General features: G+C 68.3%; 12 protein-coding genes. 7 read left to right on the top strand and 5 right to left on the bottom strand.

The window, feature by feature from the left end:
- Positions 1 to 19 precede the first annotated feature (19 nt).
- The 5 genes from AB7F93_RS04650 to AB7F93_RS04630 all read right to left on the bottom strand — a co-directional run bounded on the left by AB7F93_RS04650 (position 20) and on the right by AB7F93_RS04630 (position 9202).
- Entirely contained in the window at positions 20 to 3199 is a 3180-nt protein-coding gene (locus tag AB7F93_RS04650) for a type I restriction endonuclease subunit R (RefSeq protein WP_428301720.1), read from the bottom strand.
- On the bottom strand, positions 3196 to 4197 hold the full coding sequence (gene rhuM / locus AB7F93_RS04645; RefSeq protein ID WP_428301719.1) for a RhuM family protein: 1002 nt from the start codon (positions 4195 to 4197) through the stop codon (positions 3196 to 3198). Before rhuM ends, AB7F93_RS04650 begins: the two co-directional genes overlap by 4 nt.
- 244 nt (positions 4198 to 4441) lie before the next feature.
- Positions 4442 to 5851 carry an ATP-binding protein gene (locus AB7F93_RS04640; protein WP_428301718.1) on the bottom strand — a complete coding sequence of 470 codons (1410 nt, stop codon included), beginning with the start codon at positions 5849 to 5851 and terminating at the stop codon, positions 4442 to 4444.
- Positions 5851 to 7599, bottom strand: coding sequence for a DUF559 domain-containing protein (locus tag AB7F93_RS04635; RefSeq protein WP_428301717.1), 1749 nt, complete (start codon positions 7597 to 7599; stop codon positions 5851 to 5853). The genes AB7F93_RS04640 and AB7F93_RS04635 overlap by 1 nt, the downstream gene beginning before the upstream one ends.
- Positions 7589 to 9202 carry a type I restriction-modification system subunit M gene (locus tag AB7F93_RS04630; RefSeq protein ID WP_428301716.1) on the bottom strand — a complete coding sequence of 538 codons (1614 nt, stop codon included), beginning with the start codon at positions 9200 to 9202 and terminating at the stop codon, positions 7589 to 7591. The genes AB7F93_RS04635 and AB7F93_RS04630 overlap by 11 nt, the downstream gene beginning before the upstream one ends.
- Positions 9203 to 9338: 136 nt before the next feature.
- Here AB7F93_RS04630 and AB7F93_RS04625 point away from each other — a divergent pair, with 136 nt between their 5' ends.
- The 7 genes from AB7F93_RS04625 (at position 9339) to fliP (ending at position 14715) form a co-directional block, all read left to right on the top strand.
- Positions 9339 to 9575 carry a CDGSH iron-sulfur domain-containing protein gene (locus AB7F93_RS04625; RefSeq protein ID WP_428301715.1) on the top strand — a complete coding sequence of 79 codons (237 nt, stop codon included), beginning with the start codon at positions 9339 to 9341 and terminating at the stop codon, positions 9573 to 9575.
- Positions 9576 to 9647: 72 nt separating this feature from the next.
- On the top strand, positions 9648 to 11603 hold the full coding sequence (locus tag AB7F93_RS04620) for an acetoacetate--CoA ligase (protein ID WP_428301714.1): 1956 nt from the start codon (positions 9648 to 9650) through the stop codon (positions 11601 to 11603).
- Between the two features lie 182 nt (positions 11604 to 11785).
- Positions 11786 to 12295, top strand: a complete 510-nt coding sequence (locus AB7F93_RS04615) for a flagellar basal body-associated FliL family protein (RefSeq protein WP_428301713.1) — start codon at positions 11786 to 11788, stop codon at positions 12293 to 12295.
- Positions 12295 to 13287, top strand: a complete 993-nt coding sequence (locus AB7F93_RS04610; protein WP_428301712.1) for a flagellar motor switch protein FliM — start codon at positions 12295 to 12297, stop codon at positions 13285 to 13287. The genes AB7F93_RS04615 and AB7F93_RS04610 overlap by 1 nt, the downstream gene beginning before the upstream one ends.
- Positions 13287 to 13607: a flagellar motor switch protein FliN gene (gene fliN / locus AB7F93_RS04605; protein WP_428301711.1), complete on the top strand. Its 321-nt coding sequence runs from the start codon at positions 13287 to 13289 to the stop codon at positions 13605 to 13607. Before AB7F93_RS04610 ends, fliN begins: the two co-directional genes overlap by 1 nt.
- Complete coding sequence (locus AB7F93_RS04600; RefSeq protein WP_428301710.1) at positions 13607 to 13981, top strand: FliO/MopB family protein; 375 nt, start codon at positions 13607 to 13609, stop codon at positions 13979 to 13981. The genes fliN and AB7F93_RS04600 overlap by 1 nt, the downstream gene beginning before the upstream one ends.
- A complete protein-coding gene (fliP, locus tag AB7F93_RS04595) occupies positions 13978 to 14715 on the top strand; it encodes a flagellar type III secretion system pore protein FliP (RefSeq protein WP_428301709.1) in 738 nt (245 codons plus the stop codon). The genes AB7F93_RS04600 and fliP overlap by 4 nt, the downstream gene beginning before the upstream one ends.
- Position 14716: the final 1 nt, after the last annotated feature.

Below are 14716 nucleotides of genomic sequence, written 5' to 3'. Positions count from 1 at the left end.
TTGTGCCGGCTGGGTGGGGTCAGTGCAGTGCCCACGCCGCCGAGAGCAGCGCGGCCTGCTCCAGCACCGTCTGCGTGGCGCGCTCCTGCTTGTCCGGCGGGTAGCCGTACTTGCGCAGGATGCGTTTGACGATGACGCGCAGTTGCGCGCGCACGTTCTCGCGCAGGGTCCAGTCGATGGTCACGCTGCGGCGCACGGTGGCGACCAGCTCGCGGGCGATGTCGCGCAGCGTCTCGTCGCCGAGCACCTGCACGGCGCTGTCGTTCACCTCGAGCGCGTCGTAGAAGGCGAGTTCGTCGTCCGACAGCTTCAGTGCCTCGCCGCGGGCCTGGGCTTCGCGCATGTCCCGCGCCAGCGCGATCAGCTCCTCGATCACCTGCGCCGCCTCGATCGCGCGGTTCTGGTAGCGGCGGATCGTCTGCTCCAGCATCTCGGCAAACGACCGCGCCTGCACCAGATTCCTGCGCCGGCGCGTGGCCAGTTCGCCCTTGAGCAGTTTTTGCAGCAGTTCGACCGCGAGATTGCGCTGCGGCATGCCGCGCACCTCGGCGAGAAAATCGTCGGACAGGATCGAGATGTCGGGCCGGGCGAGCCCCGCCGCGGCGAAGATGTCGATCACCCCCTCGGGCGCCACGGCGCGCGAGATGATGTTCCGCACCGCGTGCTCGATCTCCTCCTCGGGCCGGGCGTCGCCGGGCGCGCGCTTGGCGAGCACGGCCTGCACCGCCTGGAAGAACGCCACGTCGTCGCGGATGGCGAGCGCCGCCTCGTGCGGCACCGCCAGCGCGAAGGCCTGCGACAGCTCGCGCACCGCGCCCAGGCAGCGCTCCTTGCCGCGCTCCTGGATAAGGATGTGTTCCTGCGCGGCCGGCAGCAGGCCGAGCCGCTCTGCCGGCGTGCCGGTGGTCCACTTTGCCCGGTCAAAGCCGTGAAAAAGACCGGCGCAGACCTCGTACTTCTCCAGCATCACGGCCACGGCCTCGTCCTGGTCCAGTGCCGTGCGCCCGGTGCCGCCGCTTTCCGTATAGGTGGCCAGCGCGGCCTTGAGTTCCTGCGCCAGGCCCAGATAGTCCACCACCAGCCCGCCGGGCTTGTCCTTGAACACGCGGTTCACGCGGGCGATCGCCTGCATCAGGCCGTGGCCGTGCATCGGCTTGTCGATGTACAGGGTGGAGAGGCTCGGCGCGTCGAAGCCGGTGAGCCACATGTCGCGCACGATCACCAGCTTGAACGGGTCGTTGGCATCGCGAAAGCGATGGGCCAAAGCCTCGCGCCGCAGCTTGTTGCGGATGTGCGGCTGCCAGTCGGCCGGGTCCGACGCCGAGCCGGTCATCACCACCTTGAGCGCGCCGTGCTCGTCGTCGGCACCGTCCCTGCTATTTTCCCATTGGGGCCGCAGCTTCACGATCTCGCGGTACAGCGCCACGCAGATGCGCCGGCTCATGCAGACGATCATCGCCTTGCCGTCCAGCGCCTCCAGCCGCTGCTCGAAGTGCTCGACGATGTCGCGGGCCACCAGCGCGAGGCGCTTGTCCGCGCCGACCACGGCTTCGAGCTGCGCCCACTTGGTCTTGAGCTTCTCCTTGCGCTCGACCTCCTCGCCCTCGGTGGCCTCCTCGAAGCGGGGGTCGATCTGCGGCCGCTCCGCCTCATCGAGCGAGAGTTTTGCCAGCCGGCTCTCGTAATAGATGGGCACCGTGGCGCCGTCCTGCACCGCGCGCTGAATGTCGTAGACGCTGATGTAGTCGCCGAACACCGCGCGCGTGTTGGCGTCCGCGAGCTCGATCGGGGTGCCGGTGAAGCCGATGAACGAGGCGTGCGGCAGCGCATCGCGCATGTGGCGCGCGTAGCCGTCGATGAAGTCGTACTGGCTGCGGTGCGCCTCGTCGGCGATCACCACGATGTTGCGGCGATCGCAGAGCGTCTCCATCCTGCCCCCTCTCCCGCTCGCGGGAGAGGGTTGGGGTGAGGGCTCCGGAAAGAACTTGTGGATGGTGGTGAACACCACGCCGCCCGCTTCCACCGCCAGCAGTTCGCGCAGGTGCGCGCGGCTTTCCGCCTGCACCGGCGGCTGGCGCAGCAGATCGCGGCAGCGGGCGAAGGTGGCGAAGAGCTGGTCGTCGAGGTCGTTGCGGTCGGTCAGCACCACCAGCGTCGGGTTGCCCATCGCCGGCTCGCGGACGATGCGGCCGGCGTAGAAGGCCATCGTCAGGCTCTTGCCCGAGCCCTGCGTGTGCCACACCACGCCCACGCGCCGGTCGCCCGGCTGGCCGCCCGGCTTGCGGCCGGCCTCGTAGCGGCCCTCGGGGTCGGCCACGCCACCGGCCGTGCGGTGCAGCTCCGCCGCCCGCAGCGTCTCGCCCACCGCCACCTGCACCGCGTGGAACTGGTGGTAGCCGGCCATCTTCTTCACGATGCGGCCGCCGTCATCCTCGAACACGATGAAGTCGCGCAGCAGGTCCAGAAAGCGCCGCGGCGCGCACAGGCCCTCGATCACCACCTGCAACTCCGGCACGTGCGCGCCGGCCAGCGTCTCGCCCGCAATGGTCCGCCAGGGCTTGAACCACTCGCGCCCGGCGCCGAGCGTACCCACGCGCGCCTCGACGCCGTCGGACACCGCCAGCAGCGCATTCGGCGCGAACAGCGCCGGCACCTCGGCCTGGTAGGTCTGGAGCTGCTGGAAGGCACTCCAGATCGTCGCGTTCTCGGCCGCGGCGTTCTTCAGCTCCAGCACCGCTACGGCCAAGCCATTCACGAACAGCACCACGTCCGGCCGGCGGCTGTGCTTTTGCTCGACCACGCTGAACTGGTTCACCGCCAGCCAGTCGTTGCCCGCCGGGTCGTCGAAGTCGATCACCCGCGCCTGCGCGCCGCGGATGCTGCCGTCGGCGTCGCGGTACTCGACCGTCACGCCGTCCACCAGCAGGCGGTGCAGCGCGCGGTTGCGCACGATCAGGTCCGCTCCTTCGGGCCGCGTCAGCTTGCGGAAGGCGTCGTCCAGCGCCTCGGCCGGCAGCGCCGGGTTCAGCCGCGCGAGCGCATCGCGCAGGCGCCGGGCCAGCACCACCTGCCCGTAGTCGTCGCGCTCGGCCGCGGGTTCGCCGGGGGCGATCTCGGCGCCGTTGCGGACCTGCCAACCAGCCGCTTCCAGCCACGCCAGCGCGGCCTGCTCGACGACGGATTCGGTGAAGGCACTCATCGGCCCGGTGCCGCCAGCATGTTTTCGATCAGGCGGATCATCACGTCCTTGTTCTGGGCGTCGGATTCAGCCACCAGCAGCGCCAGCGCCGCCAGCCCCACGTCGTTGATGACCGGCTCGCCGCCGCGCAGCAGGCGGCCGTTGCGGGCGAGAAAATCCACGAACAGGAACGCGCCAGTGCGCTTGTTGCCGTCCGAAAACGGGTGGTTCTTGATGACGAAATAGAGCAGGTGCGCGGCCTTGGTCTCGACGGTGGGATAGGCGGGCTCGCCGAACACCGTCTGCTCCAGATTGCCCAGGAGGGCGGCGAAGGCGTCCCCGCGCTCGCGCCCGAACAGGTCGGATGCCTCGCCGCGGGACATCAGATCGGCTTTCAGCCGCGCGATGGCGGCGCGAGCTTCCTCCGGCGTCGGCACCACTCCGCCCGGGCTGCCGGGCGGGGTGGTCAGCAAGCCTTCGTCATAGCGTTGCAGCCACAGGAAGGTCTGCGTGTAGCGGGCGATCACCTCCACCAGCCCGCGCCCCTGGTCCGTGGTGAGCGCCTCGCCCGCGGCAGCCTTTTTCACCAGCTGCAGCGCGGTTTCCAGCTCCGCGGCGTTGCGCGCGAAGCGCTCCCGGTCCAGCGAAAAACCGCGCGTCAGATGCTCCCGCAGCACGCCGGTCGCCCACTGGCGAAAGCGCACGCCGCGTCTGGAGTTGATGCGGTAGCCCACCGAGATGATGGCGTCGAGGTTGAAGTGCTTGAGGCTGCGGCGCACCTGCCGCCGGCCCTCGGCTTGAACTACCGAGAAATCCTCGGAAGTTGACGGTTCGTCCAACTCACCGTCTGCAAAGATGTTCTTGAGATGCAGGCCGACGTTGTCGATCGATGACTCGAACAGCTCGGCCATCTGCCGCTGCGTCAGCCACACCGTCTCCCGGTCCAGCCGCACATCCACCCGCGCCGAGCCGTCGGCCGCCTCGTAGACGAGGACCTGGCCGCCGGCCGTCTTCACCATCACACGTTTCTCCCGACCAGGCTCGCGGCGCCGCCGCCGAGGGCGCCCTCGGCGGCGCAGCGAACTCGCCAGCCTGTCGCCTCAAACGAGGTCGACGCAGCCTGTTCAAAAACGCAGCCGACAAACGGGCTCATCGGCTTATCGGCCTCCTCGGATGGGGAAAGCCTTAAATAAATAACCATCTGATTCACAGACTTTAAGACCGACTGAATGCCGGCTCGCCGACCTGTCCATTAAATAAACCTCATGCCCAGAACGGCAGGTAGCGGGCGAACTTACGGGAGCCGCCGACGCTCTCGTCCGCCTTGATCAGCCCGGCTTCGGTCGTGGCGGCGATCACTTGGGAGGCAATGGCCGCCTTGTCGTCGCCGAGGTGAAACCGTTCACGCAGCGACTGGTTGGTCATGCGCTCCGACATCACCCACTTGAGCGCGCAGTGCTGGTAGCAGGCGCGCACTCGGTCGTTCCGGTCCATCTCCTCAAACGGGCGCGGCCCATAGATCGTCACCGTCGTGCGTCGAAAGCCCGAACGGAAGTCCGGCGCCGGCAACTGGTACACCTCGGCCGCCTGCACCACGCGGTCAATGCCGCTGCTCTTTTCCTCGCAAATGCCCATGCGGCGCATCACGTCCGCTAGCCGTTCGTTCCGCGACTGGTAGCCGTCGATGAAGCGTTCAAGCGGCACCAGCGGTTCGCCGGGGTTCGAAATCTCGACGCGGTTGCTGTAGACCTCGATCATCGCCGACGCACCGACCACCATAAAATCCTGGTGGATCAGCGCGTTGGCTACCAGTTCACGGATCACCACGTCCGGCACCAGCTTGACCTCTTTGCGCAGCGCGTCCTCGATCACCTCGTTCTGCGGCAACTGCGCCATGACAAAGCGCACAAGCCCCTGGAAGCCCACCGCGTAGCCGCGGGTGCCCGTCTGGTCCAGCTTCGTCGCCAGCTTGGACGTGCCGGTGTACACAATCACGCGGGGCGCCTTGCGCGAAACATCCGGAAAGTCCTCCAGGCGCCGCGCCAGCAGCAGCGCGCCGAGCCGGCGGACGGTGTAGGTACCGGCAGCCTCGTCCACGAGCCGTTCGCGCACCAGGCGGTCCAGCACTCCAGTCCGTTCGGTCGGGTACGGCAGCTTTAGCAGCTCGAAGAATGTCTGCGTATCCAGTAGCTCCACGACCTGCTGCCCGTCGAGGCCGGTGCGCGAAGGCTCCTCGAGCCAGTCGGGCTGGCCCTCGGCGAAGATGCGGCGCAACTGGTCCTCGCTCATCGGAACCAGCGCCTCACCGGCACGCATCAGGTACTTGCCGTCGCAGTGGTAGGCCGTACCGCGGGGCCGCGAAGGAATGTGGAAGACGAGCACGCGCCCGTCAGGATGCGCCACCGCCTCGATGTCCACCCGGAAACCGACCGCCTGGAAGAGCTTCTCGGCGGCATCGACGATGTTCGGAAACGCCTGCGTGCCCACGACCGGGCGCGGCGGCTTGTCGGCCACGCCGAGCAGCAGTACGCCCCCGCCCTCGTTGGCGAGCGCAACGCAGTATTCGTTCAGCTTGCGGGTGTCGAACTGCTGCTTTGCCTCCTTGAACTCCAGCCGTTGGTGCTCGGACGGAGTCTGCCGCCAGAGGTCGATCTGTTGCGGCGTCGTGCTCATCAGGCGACCTTCCCGATGAATTTCTCAGCGTCCGCCACCCGCAGTTCGCCGGAGATGAGCTTGGGCAGTAGGGTGTCGCGCAGGGCGGCGAGGGTGCGGGATTCACGCTCGTGTTCGACGACCTTTCGATACATCGGACGCGACAGCCGGTCGAAGGCGTCCATGATCGAAGTGGGGGGAGCAACGGCAAGAATGGGGCGGAAAGCCGACTTGCTGATTTCCAGGAAAGTGGAGCCGTTGGCGTAGCTCACGATTTCGTCGTGCGCTGCCGCGGCCCAGCGAAGCAGGAAGAGGTTGGATATTCCGGGTCGCGGTTTCATCCCGATGAATCCCTGATTGATCGCGACCGGCATTTCAGCAATGGCGAGGTAGCCGATTGGTGCGCGCGACGAAAGCAGAACGGTTCCTGCAGGCAGCAGGCCGGAACTGACCTGCGCCAAGCCGGCGTCGGTGATCTTGCGTTCGGTGTTGAGCAGCACCGGCATTGAAAGCCCGGACAGGTCCTTCGGGGTGACCCAGTGGTGTGTGCCGCCCTCCCAATACTCGGCCCGTTCGGTTTTCGGCGTGCTCCCACCGACGATTTCTGCCAGTCCGCCGATGGGCTTGGCCCCCCACCCCTCCGGAATCTCGCCGAGTTCGGAGTCGACGAGGCGGGCGGGGAAGAGGTCGGCGAGGGCTTGGGGCAGGCTGCCACTCCCCTCTCCCTGCGGGAGAGGGGTTGGGGGTGAGGGCTCCCCGCCACCGCTCACCGCCTGGTAAATCGCCTCCATCACCGCTTCGGTCTGCTGCAATACCTCGTTGTTCCAGAAACGGAGCACACGAATCCCGTATCGCGCCAGGTATTCCGAGCGTTGCGCATCACGACTCTGGTGCGCTTCCTCGCTGTGGTGCCCGCCGTCGAGTTCGATGGCGAGTCTGTGCTCATGGCAATAGAAATCCAGGATGTAGGGCGGGAACGGATGCTGACGGCGAAACTTCGCGCCGGCGACGCGGCGGTCACGCAGCAGTCGCCACAGCAGGGTCTCGGCATCGGTGGCGGTGCCGCGCAGTTGTCGGGCGAAGGCGATGAGCGCTGCGGGGAGAGGGGGTTTGGCGCCCTCACCCCCGGCCCCTCTCCCGGGGGGAGAGGGGGGATTCAGCTTGGCGCGGACGGGGTCGAAGTCCACGAACCACGACTTGAACAGCGCCCGCGCCATCGCCTCCAGCGTCTCGCTCATCCGCCGGTTCAGCTCGATCTTGTCGTCGAGCGTGCCGAGGATGTGGGCGATGGCGCGTTGTTCGGCCAACGGCGGCGTCGGAATGCGAAGCGTCTTAAGGTCCCGCAGATTAATGACTTGCTGAACCGACCCTCGTGAATGAGCACCGAGGGCATCTTGACCGATGCGCGACATCAAGAAGTACATGACGAAGCGCGAATCCACGCATTCGCGCAGACGTATTAGCGCAGCTTGCCGCGCGATGTTTGCGCCCCGAAGCGACTCTGGAACTATTGCGACTTGGCCGGGGTTCCCAACCAGCGACATCACGATTTCGCCGCCACGAAGAAGCGTCCGCTTATACTGATTTGAGACCTTCTTCGAAATTGTTCGAAGCTGGTCTGTGAGGACGCGTCCGTCGGCAATGTCTCCACCTCGAATGAAAAGGATGCCATTTGCATCCTCATCGCCGGGCTTCACGACGCCATAAGTCACCGGCGTGTCGGAATCCGTCAGGTCAGAAAGTGGCGTCTGCGGCCACTCACCAGCCATACCCAAGCTCCCTCAGGTTGGCGGCAATCGCCGCATCGAGCCTTAACGCCTCGGCCTGCTGCTCGCGCAGCGTCGCTGTGAGCCGCTGCATCTTCTCCGCGAACGGCTCGCCGTCGTCCTCCTGCGCCTCGGCGCCGACGTAGCGGCCGGGCGTGAGCACGTGGCCGTGCTTGCGTACTTCGTCGAGCGATGCGCTCTTGCAGAAGCCGGGCACGTCGGCGTACTCGCCGGCCTCCGGCTCGCCGCGCCAGGCGTGGTAGGTGTTCGCGATGCGCGCGACGTCCTCGTCGGTCAGCTCGCGGTGGGTGCGGTCCACGAGCGGTCCGAGCTTGCGGGCGTCGATGAAGAGCACGTGGCCGCGGCGGTCGCGTGCCCTCTCCCCCAGCCCCTCTCCCGCGCGCGGGAGAGGGGAGCCCTGCTTGTCGCGCGCCAGGAACCACAGGCAGGCCGGGATCTGCGTCGAATAGAAGAGCTGGCCGGGCAGGGCGACCATGCAGTCCACGAGGTCCGCCTCGATCAGGCTCTTGCGTATCTCGCCCTCGCCCGATTGATTGCTCGACATCGAGCCGTTGGCGAGCACGAAGCCGGCAACGCCCGCGGGCGCGAGGTGGTGGACGATGTGCTGCACCCAGGCGAAGTTGGCGTTGCCGGCGGGCGGTGCGCCGTACTGCCAGCGCTTGTCGTCGCGCAGGCGCTCGCCGCCCCAGTCGGAGATGTTGAACGGCGGGTTGGCGAGGATGTAGTCGGCCTTGAGATCCGGGTGGCGGTCCTGGTGGAAGGTGTCGCCGTGCGCGATCTGGCCCGAGTCGATGCCGCGGATGGCGAGGTTCATGCGCGCCAGGCGCCAGGTGGTGTAGTTGCTCTCCTGGCCGTAGATGGAGATGTCGGCCTTCGATCCGTTGGGGGCCTTGCCGCCGTTGCCATTCCCGTTTGCGTGCGCGCGGATGAACTCCACCGACTGCACGAACATGCCGGACGAGCCGCAGCAGGGGTCGTACACGCGGCCGCGGTACGGTTCGAGCATCTCGACCAGCAGCTTCACCACGCAGCGCGGCGTGTAGAACTCGCCGCCCTTCTTGCCCTCGGCGCTGGCGAACTGCGACAGGAAGTATTCGTAGACGCGGCCGAGCACGTCCTTGGCGCGGCTGGCCTCGTCGCCGACCCGGATATTGCTGATCAGGTCGATCAGCTGGCCGAGGCGCTGCTTGTCGAGTGCGGGGCGGGCGTAGTCCCTGGGCAGCACGCCCTTCAAGGCCGGGTTGTCGCGCTCGATGCCGGCCATGGCGTCGTCCACGATCTGGCCGATGCCGGGCTGCCGGGCCAGCGCCTTCAGGTGCGCCCAGCGCGCCTCGACCGGCACCCAGAAGATGCTCGCCGCGCGGTACTCGTCCGGGTCTTCCGGGTCGGCGCCCTGCGCCTGCTCGGCGACCAGCCGGGCGTGCTGCTCCTCGAAGGCGTCGGAGATGTACTTGAGAAAGATGAGCCCGAGCACGACGTGCTTGTACTCGGCGGCGTCCATGCTGCCGCGCAGCGCATCGGCCATCTGCCAGAGCTGGGCTTCGTAGCCGAGCAGTGCTTGCGGGTTGTTTGCTTTCTTCGCCATCTTCGAGGGGCTGCCTTTTTCAAGACGATGCGGGCCGGGATTGTGCCAGCGCCTCACGTTGACACGCCCGCGCGGCGCGGTGTTTGATGGCCGCCGCGCGCGCCGCGCGGCACAACGCCACCAGAAGGAGAAACCGATGGCCGATCCGCAGATTGCCCAGAAGAGCCCTTTCGTCGAGGAAACCGAGCCCGGCACCTACTGGTGGTGCGCCTGCGGCAAGTCCGGCGACCAGCCGTTCTGCGACGGCGCGCACAAGGGCACGGCGTTCGTGCCGTTGGAGCACGCGGTGACGGAGAAGGCGACGCTGGCCTGGTGCGGCTGCAAGCACACCAAGACGCCGCCGTTCTGCGACGGTTCGCACCGCGCGCTTTGACGCTTTCCCGCTGACACCCGGCGCCCGCGTTTTCGGTTGAAAGCGCGGGCGTTGTCGTTTCTGGATCTCTTTATGACCGACACCGACACCCCCCTGTGGCAGCCGTCCGCACAACGCATTGCGGACGCGAATCTCAGTGCTTTCATCGCCCGCTACCGGCCGGGGGCGGATTACGCGCAGCTCTACGACTGGTCGGTGGCGCAGCCGGCGGCGTTCTGGCAGGCGGTGTGGGAGTTCTGCGGCATCGTGCACCACGCCCCGCCGCGGGCGGTGCTGGAGGATGCGCGCCGGATGCCGGGCGCGCGCTGGTTCGTGGGCGCCACGCTCAACTTTGCCGAGAACCTGCTGCGGTACCGGGACGACCACCCGGCGCTGGTGTTCCGCGACGAGACCGGCACGCGGCGCGAGCTGAGTTATGCCGAGCTCGCGGCGCAGGTGGGTGCCATGACGGCGGCGCTGCGCGCTTTCGGCGTGCAGCCGGGCGACCGGGTGGCGGGTTACCTGCCGAACATTCCGGAGGCGATGGTCGCCATGCTGGCGGCGGCGAGTCTGGGTGCGGTGTGGTCGTCCTGCTCGCCGGATTTCGGCGCGCGGGCAGTGCTGGACCGCTTCGGGCAGATCGCGCCCAAGGTGGTGTTCGTGTGCGGCGGGTATCACTACAACGGCAAGCCGCAGGACCGCCGCGCGGCGGTGGCGGAAATCCTGGCGGGTCTCCCGACGGCCGAGCACGTGGTGGCGGTGCCGTACGGGCCGTGGCGCGTCGTGGACGCTCCGGTCCTGCTGCACGACTGGGATGCGCTGCTGGCGCAGCACGCTGGTACGGCGCCGGCCTTCACGCCGCTGCCGTTCGACCACCCGCTGTACGTGCTGTATTCGTCCGGCACCACGGGCGTGCCGAAGGGCATCGTGCACGGCGCCGGCGGCACGCTGTTGCAGCATCAGAAGGAGCACGTGCTGCACACGGACCTGAAGCGCGACGATCGCCTCATCTACTTCACCACCACCGGCTGGATGATGTGGAACTGGCTGGCGAGCGCGCTCGCCGTGGGCTGCACGCTGGTGCTGTACGACGGCGCGCCGTTCGTGCGCCCGGCGGAGCTGTTCGACATCGCAGAGCAGGAGCGGGTGACGGTGTTCGGCACCAGCGCCAAGTATCTGGCGGCGGCCGAGAAGGCCGGCGTGCGGCCCATGCGCAGCCACGATCTCACCGCCGTGCGCACGCTGCTGTCGACCGGTTCGCCGCTGGCGCCGGAGGGCTTCGACTACGTGTACCGCGACATCAAGGCCGACCTGCTGCTGGCGTCCGTCAGCGGCGGCACGGACATCTGCGGCTGCTTCATCGCCGGCAACCCGATCGGCCCGGTGTACCGCGGCGAGTTGCAGGCGCGCGCGCTCGGCATGGCGGTGCGCGTGTACGACGAGGCCGGCCGCGAGCTGCTCGGCGAGAAGGGCGAGCTCGTGTGTGTGCAGCCGTTCCCGTCCATGCCGGTCGGGTTCTGGAACGACCCGGACGGTGCCCGTTACCGGGCGGCGTACTTCGAGAAATTCCCCGGCGTGTGGTGCCACGGTGACTACGTGGCGCTGAACGCCCGCGGCGGCATGGTGGTGTACGGCCGCTCGGACGCGGTGCTCAATCCCGGCGGGGTGCGCATCGGCACCGCCGAGCTGTACCGGGAGGTCGAACGTCACCCGGAGGTGCTGGAGGCGGTGGCCGTCGGCCACGACATCGGCGACGACGTGGAGGTGGTGCTGTTCGTGCGCCTCGCCGCGGGCGTGGCGCTGGACGAGGCGCTGCAAAAGCGTCTTCGCGACGCCATCCGCAGCAACGTCAGCCCGCGTCACGTGCCGGCGCACATCATTGCCGTGCCGGACATCCCGCGCACCATCAGCGGCAAGATCGCGGAACTGGCCGTGCGCGAGGCCATCCACGGCCGGCCGGTGAAGAACCTGGACGCGCTCGCCAACCCGGACGCCGTCGGGCAATTCGCGGGTCTGTTTCCGGCCGCGCGCGAGCGGCGGCGAAGCTGACGGGCGGCGGCCGGGCACGCCGTCAAATTCCCGTCGATCCGCCGCCGTTCCGGGCCGTGACGTGCCTGCGAAATGGCAAATGCCGCGTCATTTATTTCTAACATCATGAAATAAAGCTAAAAATAATCTGGCATCCCGCTTGCTTTGGCCCCGCCGAATCCTCACACAGGAGCGGATCAGGCATGGCGACTCGGGAAGCGGATCTGGACCTCGGCGGCGACGCGCCGAAGAAGGGCGGCAAGAAACCCTGGCTGATGATCGGCGGCGGTGCGCTGGCCCTGATCGCCGCCACCATCGGCGGTACGGTGTACCTGCTGGGCGGCAAGGCCGAGCCGGCCGACGCCAAGCACGCCAAGGCCGAGAAGGTGGTGGCGCCACCCGTCTACACGCCCCTCGAACCGCCCTTCGTGGTCAATTTCGAGGACGACGGCACCATCCGCTTTCTGCAAGTCTCGGTCGAGGTGAGCAGCCGCGACCCGAAGGTGGCGGAAGCCATCAAGTTGCACATGCCAGCCATCCGCGACCAGCTGATCATGTTGTTCAGCGACGTCGACTACGCCACGCTCAGCAGCCGAGAGGGCAAGGACGCGCTGCGTGCCAAGGCGCTCGACACTGTCAAGGGCATCCTCAAGAAGCAGGGCGGTTCGAGCAAGATCGACGGCCTGTACTTCACCAATTTCGTGATGCAGTGATGGCGCGCGACGAGCTGCTGTCGCAGGACGAGCTGAGCGCGCTGCTGGATGCCGCGCCGGCGGCGCGCACGTCCACCGGCGCCGCGGCCGAACCCTACGACCTGACCTGCCGCGTGCCGGTGCTGGATGGCGCCGACCTGCCGGCGCTGACGCGCATCACCGAGTACTTCTGCGAAGGCCTCACCCGCACTCTGACCCGCTACCTCGGCCGCGACACGCTGGTGTCGCTGCGCGGCTCGCGGGCGCGCGAGTACCGGGATCTCGTGCATTCCCTGCCGGAGCGCGCCAGCGTGCGCGGTCTCGACATCGCCCCGCTGGCGGGGTCTGGCGTGCTGGTGCTGGAGCCGGCGCTGCTGTTCACGGTGGTGGAGAGCTTTTTCGGCGGCGGGCGCGCGTCGCCGCCGCCCGGTAGCCGCGATTTGACGCCGACCGAGCGGCGCATGCTCGGCAACCTGGTCGACCTGCTGCTGCCGGAGCTGCAGGCCGCCTGGGCGCCGGTGCTGCCGCTCGCCCCGGCCGTGGCGGCAAGCGACGTGGACCCGCTGCTGGTGTCCCTGATCGACCCGGCCGAGCTGGTGCTGGTGCAGAGCTACGAGGTGGCGCTGCTCGGCGGCGGCGGCGATTTTCATCTGGCGCTGCCGATGTCGGCCCTGCAGGGCGTGTGGCCGGCGCTGCGCGCGGGCACTCCGGCGGCGGTGCCGGACGACAGCGGCTGGCGCGCCGCATTGCGCGGGCGGGTGATGGACGCGCCGCTGCCGCTCAAGGCCGTGGTGGCGCGCCGGCAGTCCACGCTGCGGCGCGTGCTGGCGCTGGAAGTGGGCGAGGTGCTGACCTTCGAGCGCGGCGACGGCGCCCTGCTCGAAGCCGCCGGCAAGCCGCTGTTCGCGGGCGAATTTGGAGTTTTCAACGGCAACAACGCCGTGTCGGTGACGGGCCGCGTGCGCCGTCCCGCGGCTGAGGGTGCGCCGGGCAACGAAGGAGAGCGGGTCTGATGGAACTCGAACTGGAACAACGGGCGAACGCCCCGTCCGCGCTGCCGGGCGGCGGCGCCGACATGGGTCTTGGCATGATCATGGACATCCCGATCACGCTGACGGTGGAAGTCGGCCAGGCGCGCATGAGCATCGGCCGCCTGCTGGCGCTCGGCCAGGGCGCGGTGGTGGAACTCGACCGCGTGGCCGGCGAGCCGCTCGACGTGCTGGCCAACGGAACGCTGGTGGCGCGCGGCGAAGTGGTGGTGGTCGAGGACAAGTTCGGCATTCGCCTCACCGAGGTGGTGAGCCCGGCGGCGCGCGCGGCGGGAGCTGTTTGATGCGCGCAGCGGCGCTCCTGCTGTTCGCGCCGCTGCCGGCCATCGCGGCGGTGCCGTCGGGGTCGGCAGCGCTGGCCGCGAGCGGGCAGATGCTGGTCAGCCTGCTGTTGGTGGTGGGGCTGATCGGCGGCCTGTTCGTGGTGCTGAAGCGCCTGCAGGTGCGCGGCGGGGCGAGCGGCGCCATCCGCGTGCTGGCGGCGCAGAGCCTCGGCACGCGCGAACGGGCAGTGCTGGTGGAAGTGGCCGGCCGGCAGGTGCTGGTCGGCGTTGCGCCCGGCCGAGTGCAGACGCTGCTGGTGATCGGTGAGCAGGCGGATGCCGCGCCGTTCGCCGCCGCGCTCGACGACGCCCGCAACGCGCAGGGGGCGGCATGAAGCGCCTCGCGCTCGGATTGATTTTGCTGGCGCCGCTGTCGGCGCTCGCCGCGACCGGCCTGCCGGCGCTCACGCTGACGCAGGCCGCCGGTGGCGGCCAGACCTGGAGCGTGAGCCTGCAGGTGCTGGCGGTGATGACGTTCCTGACGCTGCTGCCGGGCGTGCTGCTGGCGATGACGTCGTTCACGCGCATCGTGATCGTGCTCGCCATCCTGCGTCAGGCGCTCGGCACCGGCCAGACGCCCTCGGCGCAGATTCTGGCCGGCTTGGCGCTGCTGCTGACGCTGTTCGTGATGGGGCCGGTGCTGGAGCGCATCAACACCGACGCGCTGCAGCCGTACCTGAAAGAAGAACTCGCGCTGCCGGACGCGGCGCAAAAGGCCGCCGCGCCGCTGCGGCAGTTCATGCTCGCGCAGACGCGCGAGAGCGACATCGCCACCTTTGCCCGCATCGCCGGCAAGGACGCGAGCTTCGAGAGCCCGGACGCGGTGCCGTTCACGCTGCTGGTGGCGGCGTTCGTGACCAGCGAACTCAAGACCGCCTTTCAGATCGGCTTTCTGCTGTTCGTGCCGTTCGTGGTCATCGATCTGGTGGTCGCCAGCGTCCTGATGTCGCTCGGCATGATGATGCTGTCGCCGATGATCATCTCGCTGCCGTTCAAGATCATGCTGTTCGTGCTGGTCGACGGCTGGTCGCTGGTGCTCGGCACGCTCGCCGGCAGCTTTTACCGGTGAG

Origin of the sequence: Immundisolibacter sp. (assembly GCF_050250495.1) — a bacterium.
In the GTDB taxonomy this organism is placed as follows: domain Bacteria; phylum Pseudomonadota; class Gammaproteobacteria; order Immundisolibacterales; family Immundisolibacteraceae; genus Immundisolibacter.
Note: the sequence above shows the minus strand (reverse complement) of the source record. Positions and strands in the feature narration are given on the sequence as shown.

Coding starts and splice junctions, on each gene's coding strand:
- AB7F93_RS04620 (WP_428301714.1), top strand. CDS start 9,648: ATGACCGACACCGACACCCCCCTGTGGCAGCCGTCCGCACAACGCATT.
- AB7F93_RS04640 (WP_428301718.1), bottom strand. CDS start 5,851: ATGAGCACGACGCCGCAACAGATCGACCTCTGGCGGCAGACTCCGTCC.
- AB7F93_RS04630 (WP_428301716.1), bottom strand. CDS start 9,202: ATGGCGAAGAAAGCAAACAACCCGCAAGCACTGCTCGGCTACGAAGCC.
- fliP (WP_428301709.1), top strand. CDS start 13,978: ATGAAGCGCCTCGCGCTCGGATTGATTTTGCTGGCGCCGCTGTCGGCG.
- AB7F93_RS04625 (WP_428301715.1), top strand. CDS start 9,339: ATGGCCGATCCGCAGATTGCCCAGAAGAGCCCTTTCGTCGAGGAAACC.
- fliN (WP_428301711.1), top strand. CDS start 13,287: ATGGAACTCGAACTGGAACAACGGGCGAACGCCCCGTCCGCGCTGCCG.
- AB7F93_RS04615 (WP_428301713.1), top strand. CDS start 11,786: ATGGCGACTCGGGAAGCGGATCTGGACCTCGGCGGCGACGCGCCGAAG.
- rhuM (WP_428301719.1), bottom strand. CDS start 4,197: ATGGTGAAGACGGCCGGCGGCCAGGTCCTCGTCTACGAGGCGGCCGAC.
- AB7F93_RS04600 (WP_428301710.1), top strand. CDS start 13,607: ATGCGCGCAGCGGCGCTCCTGCTGTTCGCGCCGCTGCCGGCCATCGCG.
- AB7F93_RS04610 (WP_428301712.1), top strand. CDS start 12,295: ATGGCGCGCGACGAGCTGCTGTCGCAGGACGAGCTGAGCGCGCTGCTG.
- AB7F93_RS04650 (WP_428301720.1), bottom strand. CDS start 3,199: ATGAGTGCCTTCACCGAATCCGTCGTCGAGCAGGCCGCGCTGGCGTGG.
- AB7F93_RS04635 (WP_428301717.1), bottom strand. CDS start 7,599: ATGGCTGGTGAGTGGCCGCAGACGCCACTTTCTGACCTGACGGATTCC.